Annotated in this window: 12 protein-coding genes and 3 pseudogenes; 8 read left to right on the forward strand and 7 right to left on the reverse strand. The window is 53.3% G+C overall.

All coding sequences use genetic code 11. The features are described from left to right. Positions 1–78: 78 nt before the first annotated feature. Entirely contained in the window at positions 79–540 is a 462-nt protein-coding gene (locus tag ACR3ES_RS25435; RefSeq protein ID WP_480426134.1) for a hypothetical protein, read from the reverse strand. 49 nt (positions 541–589) lie between these two features. Continuing rightward, positions 590–667 (reverse strand): annotated as a pseudogene (locus tag ACR3ES_RS25440) (hypothetical protein); the annotation flags it as partial. Positions 668–842: 175 nt separating this feature from the next. On the opposite strand from ACR3ES_RS25440, the gene ACR3ES_RS25445 reads away from it, so the two are divergent. The 6 genes from ACR3ES_RS25445 (at position 843) to mutL (ending at position 8,653) form a co-directional block, all read left to right on the forward strand. After that, positions 843–1,148 carry a hypothetical protein gene (locus ACR3ES_RS25445; protein WP_480426050.1) on the forward strand — a complete coding sequence of 102 codons (306 nt, stop codon included), beginning with the start codon at positions 843–845 and terminating at the stop codon, positions 1,146–1,148. A gap of 494 nt (positions 1,149–1,642) precedes the next feature. Further along, the gene (locus ACR3ES_RS25450; RefSeq protein ID WP_480426048.1) at positions 1,643–2,539 is read left to right on the forward strand and encodes a helix-turn-helix domain-containing protein; all 897 of its coding nucleotides are present in this window, start codon (positions 1,643–1,645) and stop codon (positions 2,537–2,539) included. Between the two features lie 169 nt (positions 2,540–2,708). Beyond that, complete coding sequence (locus tag ACR3ES_RS25455; RefSeq protein ID WP_480426047.1) at positions 2,709–4,127, forward strand: ParA family protein; 1,419 nt, start codon at positions 2,709–2,711, stop codon at positions 4,125–4,127. Beyond that, positions 4,120–5,085 (forward strand): ParB/RepB/Spo0J family partition protein, encoded by a 966-nt coding sequence (locus ACR3ES_RS25460; RefSeq protein WP_480426045.1) that lies wholly within the window; start codon positions 4,120–4,122, stop codon positions 5,083–5,085. Before ACR3ES_RS25455 ends, ACR3ES_RS25460 begins: the two co-directional genes overlap by 8 nt. Positions 5,086–5,687: 602 nt before the next feature. Further along, positions 5,688–6,578 (forward strand): LysR family transcriptional regulator, encoded by an 891-nt coding sequence (locus tag ACR3ES_RS25465; RefSeq protein WP_480425839.1) that lies wholly within the window; start codon positions 5,688–5,690, stop codon positions 6,576–6,578. A 194-nt stretch (positions 6,579–6,772) separates the two neighbouring features. After that, positions 6,773–8,653, forward strand: a complete 1,881-nt coding sequence (gene mutL, locus ACR3ES_RS25470) for a DNA mismatch repair endonuclease MutL (protein ID WP_480426042.1) — start codon at positions 6,773–6,775, stop codon at positions 8,651–8,653. 225 nt (positions 8,654–8,878) lie between these two features. On the opposite strand, the gene ACR3ES_RS25475 is transcribed toward mutL, so the two are convergent. Further along, a complete protein-coding gene (locus ACR3ES_RS25475) occupies positions 8,879–9,274 on the reverse strand; it encodes a hypothetical protein (protein WP_480426041.1) in 396 nt (131 codons plus the stop codon). A 774-nt stretch (positions 9,275–10,048) separates the two neighbouring features. Here ACR3ES_RS25475 and ACR3ES_RS25480 point away from each other — a divergent pair. Next, a complete protein-coding gene (locus tag ACR3ES_RS25480) occupies positions 10,049–10,831 on the forward strand; it encodes a ParB/RepB/Spo0J family partition protein (protein WP_480426039.1) in 783 nt (260 codons plus the stop codon). Here the strand turns inward: ACR3ES_RS25480 and ACR3ES_RS25485 are convergent. From ACR3ES_RS25485 to ACR3ES_RS25495, 3 genes and pseudogenes are all read right to left on the reverse strand, one after another. After that, a complete protein-coding gene (locus tag ACR3ES_RS25485) occupies positions 10,815–11,378 on the reverse strand; it encodes an IS3 family transposase (RefSeq protein ID WP_480473559.1) in 564 nt (187 codons plus the stop codon). The two genes, ACR3ES_RS25480 and ACR3ES_RS25485, sit on opposite strands and share 17 nt — an antisense overlap. 38 nt (positions 11,379–11,416) lie before the next feature. After that, positions 11,417–11,569, reverse strand: a pseudogene (locus tag ACR3ES_RS25490) (IS3 family transposase); the annotation flags it as partial. 29 nt (positions 11,570–11,598) lie between these two features. Beyond that, a pseudogene (locus tag ACR3ES_RS25495) lies at positions 11,599–12,716 on the reverse strand (IS3 family transposase). A 121-nt stretch (positions 12,717–12,837) separates the two neighbouring features. Here ACR3ES_RS25495 and ACR3ES_RS25500 point away from each other — a divergent pair. After that, on the forward strand, positions 12,838–13,977 hold the full coding sequence (locus ACR3ES_RS25500) for a hypothetical protein (protein ID WP_480426038.1): 1,140 nt from the start codon (positions 12,838–12,840) through the stop codon (positions 13,975–13,977). A 100-nt stretch (positions 13,978–14,077) separates the two neighbouring features. Here the strand turns inward: ACR3ES_RS25500 and ACR3ES_RS25505 are convergent, their stop codons facing one another. Continuing rightward, positions 14,078–14,245: a hypothetical protein gene (locus tag ACR3ES_RS25505; RefSeq protein WP_480426037.1), complete on the reverse strand. Its 168-nt coding sequence runs from the start codon at positions 14,243–14,245 to the stop codon at positions 14,078–14,080. Between the last annotated feature and the right edge of the window lie 120 nt (positions 14,246–14,365).

Consider the following 14,365-nt stretch of genomic DNA (forward strand, 5'->3'; position numbering starts at 1 on the left):
TGCATCGTGCATCTGGTGCGCTATGCACTGCGCAGCTCTCTCGGCAGATGAAGTGGCCGAAACATCTGCCCGTGCGGCTCAAAACCTGTGACTGAGGGCAAATCCAATGTAGGGATTGGGGTCACCGCCTTGTGCGCGATATCCCGCGTTAAACAGAATTTCCGGTCCGGGCGCTTCTGAAGCAAGCTGATAGGTCAGGCCAATATCTATCGGCCGCACTGAAGATGTAATCTGCACAGTTTGAGAGCTTCTTGTCACGCCCGCGCTTTCCTGACCGGCCACTGCTGCAACCCTGTCCCGGGGGAGGTCGATTGAAATCTCACCAGAGGAGATCTGGAGCGGACTGGATATCGACAAGCGCATCGTGCCTGGGCTGCCGAGAAAGCGTTTCTTGCTGATTGAGACGCTGCCGGCACGCCCCGTCAGACTTTTGCCGCCAGTGACCAGGCCTGCCTGTTTGAAATCTGTCCTGCTTTGCGTGCCCGATACCGTCAGGAGCGTGCCCTGCCCGACCGCAACAGATCCTCTTGTTTGACCCAAAATGAAGCGACCACTTCCCCGGGCGCTCTTCCAGCACTGTCATGCCCAGAACGCGCTCGTAGAATTCTAGGGTGACGTCGACGTCGTGAACGCAGAGAACGATGTGATCGAAGCCATAGATGTACATGATCAAACCTTATCCAGCTTAACATCATCGGGCAGACATCAGCACCAGAACAAACTGATATCTTTCTGTGCCACTCAGGTATGTGTAGTGTTCAATACGAAGGCGTCTAGGGTCTGCTGCAGAACAACTGATTTTCTGAGCGCTGTCGAAGAACGCCAGACGAGGAATTTCGAGCATGGATTTAAAGTACCCGATAAATTTCGTTGGCGTTGATGAGTGGATGGACAGTGTATACCAACCTGAGCTGGCGCAGGGCGATGTGATCACCCGAGACGGCGAAGTTCTCGGAAGTTGGAGGGTCGTCGACTATAGTCACGAAGACGTCTATTCGAGCGGTCGATTCGAGTTCATCGTCGACGGGCAGGATGACGTTAAGTTTTCTGAAAGCTTTGACATGCTCGACGTTCGCGTTCATCGCGGATTTGCGATGTCAAGATTGTGCAGAGCCATCAAAGAATGGCACGAAGACCGATCACTCTGATTTGTACCGGTCAACGCGACTCGGTTCGAATACATGTGACACACGATTCTACATTTGGTGTTAATTTGGTTGTGTTAGACACTTATATGGTGGTCAGACAGAAATCATTAAGAGCCGTTAGTCCCTGTATCTGATCAATTTTTACGTATTAAATATAATGGGTTATCTGAGAAATGCTGGTGGAAGCCAGTCCTTTACGAAACAGTAAATTAAAAGTGCTTGATTTGAGCAAGCGATCTGGGCCAATGTGGGTGTCAATAACTTGCGCACGATCCATAGAAGACCGGCGCTGAGGCAAAAATAATGCGAGATCAAAATTACTCGTAAGAGCAGGAGCGACATTATGCCATAATATCAAAAAAGAGAAGCCACGTGGCGGCAACCACATGGCCCTCAATTTCGTAGGTGCCGTCGAACAACACCATCAACATCTCCGACGGTATCAGAGCAGAATCATACCCGCAAGCGTTTTGCGCATTGCGAATGGAGAAATTATGTCTTTTGACAACACATTCGACCCATCACGGGGCTATGTAGCTCTACCCAATGAGCTATTCGACATAGATATGTCACCAGCCGCGTTTCGAACCCTTTCCGAGCTATGCCGAATGGCCAATCAAGAAGGTTTTTGCTGGCCGTCGCTGGAACAGTTGAGCAATCGGCTGGGTCGCAGCAAAGCGGCTATCAGCGGATATATTCAGGAACTTCGAGATTTAGAGCTTGTCGAAACGATCACTCAGAAAATAGCAAACGGCTTCAACTATCGACTGAAGTACAAGATCACCTTCTGGTCAGAGTGGCGGTCCGCCCTGTCGAAACAGAACTGCAAAAAGCCGGCCGTTCAGAAAACTGAATGCAGCGTTCAGCCAGACGAACGCACTAATGGAATAGTTAAAAACAATACTCATAAAAACCAACTTGCGTTGCCATCCGGCAACGGGAAAGAACTAAAAACTCTCTACGATGATTGGAAGATCTTTGACCGAGATTCTCCCTTTGGACCATTCAAGAAGGACGTACCGGATTGCCTTGTCGTGCGCACACAGACGGCCATCAGGGAGTTCGAACACTTGAATCCCCTACTCTCCTCGGCCCAGTTTAATGAACATGCCGAGGCAATGCTCAAACGCATCGGCGTCAAATTCACCAAAGCGGAACTGAATACCCTCTCTGCGTATTTTCGGAAAAACAAATGGCGCAACGCTCAAATCGCAGAATTATCGGAGCTCTTGTTTGAGCGCTGGAAATCCTACTGGAAGCGCTCCCCCGACGAAGCTTTTCTTTCTAGCCTAACGAAAGAAATGAATTCCAGGTGGCCTCTAATATATACGCGCTCACTCGACGGACATATCGACAGGATGGTCAAGTATCACGGCTACAAGCGAGTTTGATTACTGCGATAATCAAAGTCAGTTGGAACCCGATATCATTGCCGGCGCAACGATCTTGCGCAATGCAAAACAAGGCAAAAACAAATAAAAGGCTTGCGATGATATTGAGGGGGTCATAAGCTGAGCCCAATTCATAAACATAGGCGAAAAGGCCGGAGTGGGCAGTAACATGACAGGCGTTTCTACGTTCCAGCAATTTTTTGAGGACTTGTCTGATGTGATGCTTCGTGTGAACACTAAGCTTCAACGCGACGTTACATTGAGGTCCCGTGTCTCTAAGCGGTTTACCCGCAAAGAGGTCACTGAATTTCTCGCTATCGACCAAGCCAGTCTCTGGCGGGCTGCCGAACAAGAGCCGTTGTTCCCCGAGGGTGAGCGTAGCGGTCGAGAGCGCACCTTCAGCCCTCAGGAAATCATGCTCATCCGAGCCTTGATGGCTTCTCGACCGAACAGCAAGAAGCAGTTCATGTGGTGGCGCGAACCGGGTGATCCGCTGAAGGTCATTGCCGTGGGAAGTCAGAAAGGGGGTACTTCAAAGAGCCTTACAGCTGCGCATCTGGCCCAGTACCTCTGTCTGGAATACGGGCTTCGTGTGGGTGTTATCGATTCCGACCCGCAGGCGACGATCTCACTCTACTTTGCGGATGATCAACTTAACCTGATGGACCCAGACATCCTTGGGATGGCTGACTTCATGGGTGCAGCAGACCCACAAGCGCAGGAGCCCACTGACCTCACACCAGAAGAAATGGATAAGATATGGCAGAACACTCCGTGGCCAGGAACTAGGCTCATCCCGGGCGGGCCTGCTATTCAAAACGCAGACATGGCTCTGTTTTTCATGTCCCAGGCCCGGCAGAACGAGGGGCAATCATTCCCCGCATATCGCGTGCTCTACGATTCCATTCAAAAGTGGGACCAAGGCATGGGTCCCAAAACCCGTCCAATGGAGTTGCGCGATCCCGATGGCAACTTTGACATGGAGGCCTATCAGAAAGCGCTGACAGAAACCACGGACGTTATCATCATCGACCAGCAGCCCAGCCTGACATTTACTCAAATGAACGGCTTGATTGCTGCTGACTTCGTTTGTGTGGCACAAACCATGAAGGGGTTCGACCTGTCGACGCTGACCGGCTATGTTACAAACATTCGAGACTACACATCGGTGGTCACCAATCACGACCCATCATTTCCACTCGGGAATGCGGACCATTGTGTCCTGGCAACGATTGTCCAGGAAAGCAATGAGCAGGACATCCAACATCTAATTGACTTGAAAGTGCAGGCGCCGGAATGGGTCGCGCCGGTCTACTACATGCGCAGTGACGCCATCCCTAACATGGCAGAGCAATACAAAAGTGCGTATGAATACCAACCGCCAAAATCTCGAAAGAAATCGGCACAATCCTTCATTGAAAACGCGAATGCCGTGAACGACTACTTGGTTTCTCGAGCCCTGCCGGAACTTCCGAGCCGCGGCTATGCGCAGCTGTTTTTGGATAATATGAGGGAGCGTCAGAAGGAGCGTCAGCAAAGGAAAGAGGCCGCTCAGCAGGCCAAGGAAATGGAGCAAGAGAATGGTTGATACAGACAAGGCCGCACTGTTTGACGCCGAAGTGAGGCCCGATCGAAAAACGGCAACAAGAGGACCAGAGGTTGGTGCTCGTGGTATGTATGGACACGGTGCACAGGGCCTGAACTCACCTTTGATTACTGCGATAATCAAAGGAACTATGGCCATTGAAATTGACCCCTCGAACATAATTGACGAGGTCAAATCCGACCGTATCGGGGATGACTGGAAGCACGACGATGACATGTTGAGCTTGATCGAAAACATCAAAAGCCGAGGCCAACAACAACCAATTCGGGTGCGTGTACAAGATGCCGACTGGAGCCCGGATCCCAAAGCTCCTTTGGTTGTCTCGGGTGTAAAGTTTCTCCTTCAATCCGGTCGACGTCGTCTCTATGCCATTCAGGCTTTGAACGAAGATCCGGATCGGAAGAAGATGAAAGTCCTGGCAGTGATCTCTACGCCCGAGGGCGATAATGAGTTAGCCGACCTAGAGGAGCGCTTTTCGGAAAATACGGTTCGGAAGAATTTGAACGCGTTTGAAAAGCTACGATCCATCGGTCAAATCTCTTTGCGGAGAAAGGATCGCAATCAGCGAGAAAATGCAGAACACCTCGGCATCAGCCAGGCGCTCATTCCTCCAGCTCAAATCATCGCGGAGTTCGAAGACCTGATCCGAGAGAACATAGACGTATCAAAAGCGTCCATGAATTCTCTTCGTGCGTTGGCGACGAAAATCCGGGACGGGTATCGCTTTGAGAATGGTGATACGACCGAGGTGGATTCGAAAATCACCGCGGTCAGAGAGCCTGGGCAGGTGAAAACATCCAACGGTGTAGTGATCAAAAAGGGCAGGGGGTCTAAGCTTGAAGTCTTTTTTGAAGATGGCTCGAAACCAACGTCTGAGCAAATAGAGTGGGTTCTAGAAGCAATTGCCCAGGGTGTGGGTCGCATTGGAAAGATGAAATGACGAAACCCAACAGTATTGGCTTTCGAGGCAACTTTTCTTCATGAGCCCGACGTACGTACCTGGGACCTGATGAAAAATAAGCCCATAAACCTGACGAGCAGGTGCGGTGAGATCAAGTTCGGCATCCACCCAAGCATTGTGAAACGTTCATGTAATGGTGTTGAGAATTCAGGTGTATAAACATAGTTTGCGCATTTTCTAACCTTTTTGCGCGCAACAATTCTGCTGGGATACTTCTGTTGCAGCCAGGTTGTCCGGGCAACTTGTCAGGTGCAGGCACGTCGTTGCGTTCCAACCACTCTTTGATTTCGGCCCAGTAATCCTGTGACCTAGCCGTATAGCGACGTTCATGCAATTCTGTGATCCGACGCTCCAGGCGGCGCCACCATTGCAGCTTAATCCTCAGTCCGTGGATATTTGATCAGGCACGCACAGCTGCTTGCCAGTTGTCGAGCCCCCGTCCGCATCACGTCACTCGTTATGTCGGGCTCGGAGTTCCATATTGATACTCTATCGCAGTATAGCTGATAACTATTGTTAATGTAGCTGTCTCTTGTGCGAGTCTTTCATTGGCTATGCCAACGAGAGAGCGTACAGAATCCATGGAAATGCATCAAATTCGATATTTCATGGCAGTTGTTGAATATCGAAACTTCACTCTTGCAGCACAAGCCGAAAACGTTTCTCAACCCTCGCTCACAACAGCCATCCGGAAGCTGGAAGACGAGTTGGGCGGCAAGCTGTTTTTACGCGATCGTGCCGGAAGTCGTTTGACGCCGCTAGGTGAAGTCATTTACCCGTACTTAAAGGAAGTGTTGCAGAAAACTCAAAAAGTGATGGTAGATGCCAAACGTCACGTTCGTCTCGAAGGTGTTCCCATCAGTGTGGGAGTTGGTGAAGGACTCGGGTTGGTCAGAATAGCAGACGCGGTAACGCGGCATCAGGCGTGGGCACCGGGAGTTAATTTCGAGGTCATAGTCGACAAACAAAACGCCCTATTAGACGGTCTTCGGGAAGGTCGTTTTGATATCGCAATAACTAAGGCCGATGCTGCATCCGAACTCTACAAGGTGGAGCCGCTCTATAGCGAAGACTTCCGTGTTGTTGTTGCTTCTGCACATCCACTCAGCCAGTGTGAAAGCATAAACCTGGGCGAATTGGTGGGTGACGATGCGCTGGCCAGTTTTGATCGTGATATGCGTGAAGTCTTGTTTGGTTCCTGCACAGATCGTGAAAACACCATGAGCTTTACCCATCGCTCCAACCGGGCTGAGTGGATTCTGGAGTTGGTGCGATTGGGGAAGGGATTTGTGATCTTACCCGAGACGGCAATCCCAAGGAGCGAGGAATTTGTCTCACTGACCATCGAGGATGTCGACTTTAAGCGCGACGTCGTTGCGCTTCGGTACATCCACCAGGCTGCACGCCCCGAGATGCGGGGTTTCACTCAAGAACTGGCGAGGAATAAGCCCGCTCTTGAGGATGCTGTGTGATTACCTTTGTAATTGCCCGCATCGCCCAATTGGTGCGCCGCTTCTGGATTGTCTGACGTCACGATCCAGCCCCCTGTCGGAATCTACCCCTGTCTTGGACAAACGATTGCCACAGTTCCTCTTTTGTTCTACTTTGTTCTACAACGTTCCAAGATTGGAATTTCGTGAATTGCAATTTTGCAGGAGCCTTCGAGATGATCAGTGAGAGTATCGAATCCAAAGTTCCTCCGCGTATCCAGCAACTCGATGATGCAGCGATAAACCGCATCGCTGCCGGCGAAGTGGTTGAGCGCCCGGCGTCGGCTGTGAAGGAACTGGTCGAGAACGCGATCGATGCGATGGCGACCCGGGTTACAATCGATATTGCTGACGGCGGCAAAACACTGATCCGTGTCACTGACGATGGGTACGGGATACCGGCCGAGGATTTGCCGTTAGCCCTGGCTCGTCATGCAACGTCCAAGATTGACGGATCCGACTTACTGAACATTAACACCTTTGGGTTTCGTGGAGAGGCTCTGCCTTCTCTTGGAGCCGTGGGGCGTCTGACAATCACAAGTCGTGTGGCAGATGGAGAAGCAGCCTCAATTCACATTTCTGGTGGAAACATGGAAGCTGTAAAGCCCGCGGCCCTACGCACCGGCACAGTTGTGGAACTCCGTGATCTGTTCTTTGCAACTCCAGCACGCCTGAAGTTCATGCGTACTGATCGTGCAGAGGCACAAGCGATTTCAGATGTTGTTAAGCGGCTCTCCATGACCGAACCCTCAATTACGTTTGTCTTGCGAGACGTGTCTGGTGGAGGCGAGGGACGTGTTGTCTTCCGAGCAGATCGTGAGAGTGGCGACTTGTTTGATGCACTGCACGCCAGGCTTGCGAAGGTGCTGGGCAAAGACTTCGCGGACAACGCATTGCGGATCGATGCGACACGAGATGGACTTCGGCTTTATGGGTATGCGGCTCTTCCAACATATTCCCGAGGCGCTGCAGTGGCGCAGTTCCTTTTCGTCAACGGTCGACCGGTACGTGACAAGATGTTGATAGGGGCGCTTCGGGCGGCTTATTCCGATTTTCTAAGTCGCGATCGCCACCCCGCTGCGGCACTCTTCATAGACTGCGATCCCACCCTGGTGGACGTCAACGTGCATCCTGCGAAATCTGAGGTTAGGTTCCGCGACCCAGGTGTGGCCCGTGGGTTGATCGTTTCGGCTTTGAAGCATTCTCTGGCTGATGCAGGGCACAGGGCGTCAACCACTGTTTCTGATGCAACGTTGGGTGCAATGAGGCCAGAGCCAATTAGGTCTGGCCCAGCCCGAGGCTATCAAATGGATAGGCCATCCAAGGCGGCGCGGACGGCGACATACCAGGCTCAAGCTCCTGCGTTTGAAGACCTTGCCAATGAGCTGAGTGGAAACACTCTGGAGCGCCGGGTTCAAGAAAGTTCTCCCGCATCTGAGCCAGCACCTATCCAAGAAGCTGAAGTGCAAACAGAAAGCCTTCCGCTTGGTGCTGCTCGCGGGCAGGTGCATGAAAACTATATTATCGCGCAGACATCTGATGGCATGGTGATCGTGGATCAACATGCGGCACATGAAAGACTGGTTTACGAGAAACTTAAACACCAGATGGCGAAAGATGGCATCGCAGCCCAAGCGCTTTTGATTCCGGAGATCGTGGAGCTTTCGGAGAAAGATTGCTCTCGATTGATGGAAGTGGCCAAGGAGCTCAGTGGTGTGGGATTGACCATCGAACAATTTGGGGGAAGCGCCATCGCTGTGCGAGAGACACCTGCTATTTTGGGTGAAGTCGATGCACGTTCCTTACTTCTCGACGTTTTGGACGAACTCTCAGACCAGGGTGAAAGCCAAGTCGTACAAGCTAAGATCGACGCGATCCTGAGCCGTGTTGCTTGTCACGGATCTATTCGATCGGGGCGTTGGATGCGCGCAGAAGAAATGAACGCTCTTTTACGTGAAATGGAGGCAACGCCTCATTCCGGCCAATGCAACCATGGGCGGCCGACCTATGTGGAATTGAAACTTGCCGATATTGAAAAGCTCTTCGGCAGAACCTGAAAACCTCAATGGGCTCACAGTCTCCGACAGATCAGTTTCCAGACATTTGTATAATGCGTGCTCTGCCTGCTTACAGTGGTGTTGTGTTTGGCTAATAGCCATCGATAAACACGTCCGCTTTCTGCGCATGGTCGTCGCGCGATCTAAGCGAGGCTCCGAATGCAGTGAGTTGTGGCTCTGTAGCCCTGGTCACCCAAGGTCCACCTGCGCTGGTATGGGTTGAGCTCAATCCAGGCAACGGCGCGGGCGGAGAGCAGCTAGAAGGCTTTTGCGTTCGCTTTCGATCGTTGCCAAATTTAACTTCCGTTCCAGCCCATACTGTTTGATCAGCATGTTGACGACTGCGGGTTCTGGGCATGTCGAGGGATAAAGCGTAATGCCGATTAAGCGTTCAGACATTGAATCCAGGAATTCCTCGATCGCATCCAAGCGTTTCCATTTACGTAACACATCCCCTGTTGCAGATGTTAACAAGCCAACCGGCGTTCCATCTTCAAGTGTTATGCCAAGATGGTAGATGCTCGCCCCCGTTGCATTATCGAAGGGGATTCTGATGACATGCCCAACAAACGTCCTTTTGCTGTTTTGTTCCCGTAATTGTCGCGTCGTAATCGTAAGCATCTGGTCTTTCGGGCTCCTGGCACTTCTTGGCAGCGTGATATTGCCCTGTGACAATGCCCAGATCGTAAGACCAGGTAGAAGTGTTGAGGTGCTATTTTTTAATAGGCCCTGACTATGGTTTGGCCGTGTAAAAAGTGACTAGGGTGGGCAGCACCAGCTTAGCAAGCAGTAGATGTGTGACTGTCTGTTGTTCAGAAGGCCGCTTGCATGGGCTCAGTGTTCCACATGTATGTTTGGAGCTTCTGAAATCGCTCTGAGGAATGTCTGCAAACAAGAACACTCGACGTGAGGTAACCATGTCTACGCAATCTGAGCTTATCATCGTCGCATGCCTCATTATCGGTGGATTTTGGGTCTTTTTCTCCACCATTGCCAAGATGGCCCGTGACCGCGGTCAGAGTCCCCTTATCTGGTGGATGCTGGCGTTGGTTTGGTCGCCGCTCGGTTCCATTGTTCTGCTGTGGCTGTTGTTCCGAAAGCGGCCGGTTCGCTGAATGCCGAACCAACCAATACCCACCCTTGTTCTGAGGCACTTTGTTTCACCGTGGTGCTGAACGCACTGGGTTTTCTATCTGTTGAACAGAGGTGCCAGTTCCATCATCAAACGTCGCAACCTCCGTCAAACGCAGCGTTCTGACAGGAAGTAACCTGCCGTTGTGCCTCTGTCTCGGGATGTTTCCCAGCCGAACCGTCCCACCTCTAGGAGTGAAAGAGGGCCTTTGGAATTTGTGATCCCGGAAAGGGGATCGAGAAACTTTTCCAAAGGAACTCAAAATGAAACCGACATATAAAAACGTTCAGATCCCGCTCAACAAACTGGTTCTGCACCCGCGCAATGTTCGTGCTGGCACGCCCGACAGCTACTCGGAAGATCAGATCCAGCCCTTGGCTGCAAACATCCTGACGCATGGTCTCCTGCAGCCGCTGATTATTCAGCAGCTTGAAGATGGCACCTATGGTGTCGTGGGTGGCGGGCGCCGACGCGCTGCGCTGATCACGCTGGCTGCGGACAAGGGCGCGAAAGGGTTCACCAAGACCATGAAAATCGCCTGCCGCGAAATCCCTGCCGAGGATTCCGCCATCAGTAGCATCAGCTATTCGGAGAATGCTTTGCAGATGCCGATGGACATGTTGGACCGCTACGAGGCCTTCACGGCGATGCGCGACCAGGACGGGCAGGGGGTGGATGCCATCGCCCGCGCCTTTGCCATCCCGGAACGCAAAGTGTTGGAAGCCCTACGCCTGGGTAATATCCATCCGGAGATCCGTGCCGCCTATCGCGAGGGCAAACTCGATCTCGAAGCTCTGAAAGCCTTCGATGCACATCCGGATCCGGATGTTCAGGCTGAGACTTTCAATGCCCTCCTGCAGGACCACGGTCACGTCGGTGCCTGGCGTGTCAAGGGCGCGTTCCGCGACCGCTTCGTGCGGGTGGGCGACAAGCTGGGCGCATTTGTGATTGACGAATATCGCGAGGCTGGTGGTGAAGTGGTTATCGATCTGATCGAAGAGGACAGCATCCTGTTGTCCAGCCCCAATTCTATGGGCCAGTTTTGAGCAAGGTTTCTGGAACGGGCGGTCGCATGTTTAGAGCCTGATGGGGTCTGACACGATTGTACTGTCTAAGCCAGGTATTGATGACGATCTGAGCCTGTTTGGTGGTGTGGAACCATTCTGCGTTGAGGACTTCCCGGCGCAGAGTGCCATTGAAGCGCTCGTTGTATCCATTCTCCCAAGGTGATCCCGGGTAGATTTGGATCGGCTTAATGCCCACCTTTCTTAACCAGGTCTGCAGGGCCGTTGCGATGAACTCCGCGCCGTTGTCGGAACGGATGTGTTCGGGCTTCCCGTGCCGCAATAAGAGTGGGTAGAGCGCATCCAGCACGTCTGCGCTGTTCATCTTCGGCTTGACCGCTACGCAGAGCGCCTCACGGGTATACTCATCCAGCACCGTCAGCATCTTGTAGCTCTGTCCGTTGCTCAGCTTGTCGTGGACAAAGTCAATGCTCCAGATGTGATTGGGATGTTGCGGTCGGAGCCGGATGATCGAGCTGTCCTTGTGGTACAGCCGTTTGCGTTTCTTGTGCCGTTGTGGGAGCTGCAAGCCTTCTTCGCGCCATAGTCGTTCGATCTTTTATGATTGACTGCCCAGCCTTCGACACGCAGCAGCTCGGCGACCTTGCGGTAGCCGTAGCGCCCATACCGTTTGGCCAATCGGATCATCGCCAGACGTAACGCCTCATCATCCTTTGGCGCTGCGCGGTATTGCAGCGTGCTCCGCGCCAATCCAATCACGCGACAGGTGCGCCTGTCCAGCCCCAATTCTATGGGCCAGTTTTGAGCAAGGTTTCTGGAACGGGCGGTCGCATGTTTAGAGCCTGATGGGGTCTGACACGATTGTACTGTCTAAGCCAGGTATTGATGACGATCTGAGCCTGTTTGGTGGTGTGGAACCATTCTGCGTTGAGGACTTCCCGGCGCAGAGTGCCATTGAAGCGCTCGTTGTATCCATTCTCCCAAGGTGATCCCGGGTAGATTTGGATCGGCTTAATGCCCACCTTTCTTAACCAGGTCTGCAGGGCCGTTGCGATGAACTCCGCGCCGTTGTCGGAACGGATGTGTTCGGGCTTCCCGTGCCGCAATAAGAGTGGGTAGAGCGCATCCAGCACGTCTGCGCTGTTCATCTTCGGCTTGACCGCTACGCAGAGCGCCTCACGGGTATACTCATCCAGCACCGTCAGCATCTTGTAGCTCTGTCCGTTGCTCAGCTTGTCGTGGACAAAGTCAATGCTCCAGATGTGATTGGGATGTTGCGGTCGGAGCCGGATGATCGAGCTGTCCTTGTGGTACAGCCGTTTGCGTTTCTTGTGCCGTTGTGGGAGCTGCAAGCCTTCTTCGCGCCATAGTCGTTCGATCTTTTTATGATTGACTGCCCAGCCTTCGACACGCAGCAGCTCGGCGACCTTGCGGTAGCCGTAGCGCCCATACCGTTTGGCCAATCGGATCATCGCCAGACGTAACGCCTCATCATCCTTTGGCGCTGCGCGGTATTGCAGCGTGCTCCGCGCCAATCCAATCACGCGACAGGTGCGCCGTTCAGAGGTTGCCAGCTTTTGTCGGGTATGCATCACGGCCTGACGAAGCTGGTCTGCCGTCAGGCCTTCGGCTTTAGATAATCAAGGCTCTCCTTGAGAATGAGCTTGTCCAGTTCAAGCTCGGCCACGATCTTCTTGAGCCGATCATTCTCTTTCTGCAGTGCCTTCAGATTGGCCATCTCAGATCGTCCCATCCCACCAAACCGCTTGCGCCATGTGTAATAGGTCGCATCACTGACACCAGCCGTTCTGCACGCCGTCGCGACATCCGAACCAGATGCCAGGCCCAGCTCAATCTCGCGCAAAAGCCGCAGAATATCTTCGTCCGAATACCGTTTCCGCGCCATCAATCCCGTCTCCAAAACTAAGCCAACTGTGGCACAGTTTTAGGGGGCCAAGACAAGTACGCTGATCAACAAACTGCTGGACCAGAAGCTGAGTGATCTGGCGGAGCAGAAGCGCGAGGCATTGGGCTTCGCCTGGTCCGAGGGACGCACCGACGTTGGCTGGGATACCTTCAGCGATTACGGGCGCGTGTATCCGACCGCGTTGGATCTTGATGAGGACGCACAAGCCAAGGCGGACCAGTTGATCGAGCAGATGGATGCCCTGGCCGAGGAGTGCGAAGGGGCGGAGAGCTACGAGGAGGAAAGCCGCCTTGATGATAAGCACGAAGCGCTGAATGCCGAATACGAGCAGCTGACCACCGGGTACAGCACGGAAGACTGCGCAAACGCTGGCGTTATTGCTGCATGGGAGCATGACAGCATCAAATACTACATTGGCTATATTCGCCCTGAAGACCTTCCGGAGGATGAAGGGGCCGGTAAAGCGTCAGGCGCAACGACCTTGAGCGGCACCGCGCCGGAGCAGACCGGCCCGAAGATCTCGGCGAAGCTCAACGACGACATGGCTCATGTCCGGACTCGGGCAATGGGGTTGGCGTTGGCACAATTCCCGGAACTGGCGCGCGACTATTCGGAGTTCACGCTGATCCGGCAGGTCATCGGCGGGGCAGGGAGGTTTTTCGCCAATGCCACCACCTTGTCGGCGCGACCTGGAAGTTTTGGACCGCAAGAGCCGGAAGGCAGCCTCCTGCAAATCGAAGAGGCGCTGACGACTTTGTACGAAGGTCTGGACACCGACTGGCTGGAATTGGGCGGCGTCGAAAGCTTCGTTGCCTTCCGGGCTTTGTCGACCGATGCACGAGCCGCACTGCTGGCCTATGCAGTGGCGCAGACGCTGGATCCAAAAACCGCCCCTGGCTTGCAGAACGAAGTGCGCGAAGCGGTCGAACGGGAAGCACTGCCCAACATCCGCGACGTCTGGACCCCGGACGCGTGCTTCCTCGGTCGCCTGACCAAGCCGGACCTCGTGCAGATCCTGCGCGACGTTGGGCTCACATCAGAAGCGTCGGTCTATGCGGATGGCAAGAAGTCCAAACTGGTCGATTACATGGGCAAGCTTTTCGCGGAACCTTTTGCCACGTTGACCCCGAGCCAGTTTGAGGACGTCACGACCTGGGCTCCGGATTTGATGGCACATGCGCCGATCGAAGAGGAAGAGCAGGAAGACGACGCAGACGAGGTGGCGATCGCCGCTGAGTAAACAGCACTACGGCAAGCCGCCCAAGTATTGGGCGGCTTGTTTCCAGGCTTGACGCTCCTGTTTCCAAAATCCCGTTGCTGAAGCCTTTTTGGGTGCCTTGCTAACCTCGTGCACCTTTCCTGGACGTCAGCTCAGCCAGTCTTTCACGCTCGGCTTCTTCGCCCCATTCCTCCAGCTCTTCGGCATCTTGAAAACCGTGCCATAGAGCCCAAAGGTGCGCCCGCTCGTTGGCTAACTCTGCGGATTTGTCATTTGGATCTACGGTCACGACTCTACATCTCTTCCTGTACCTAACGACACCGTTCCACTTGCGGTCGGTATCCGACGATGTCGACGCGCAAATCGTAAGACCAGGTTGCTGCATAAAGAAGTGTTGAGGCACTATTTT

This window comes from Ruegeria sp. B1, assembly GCF_056535885.1.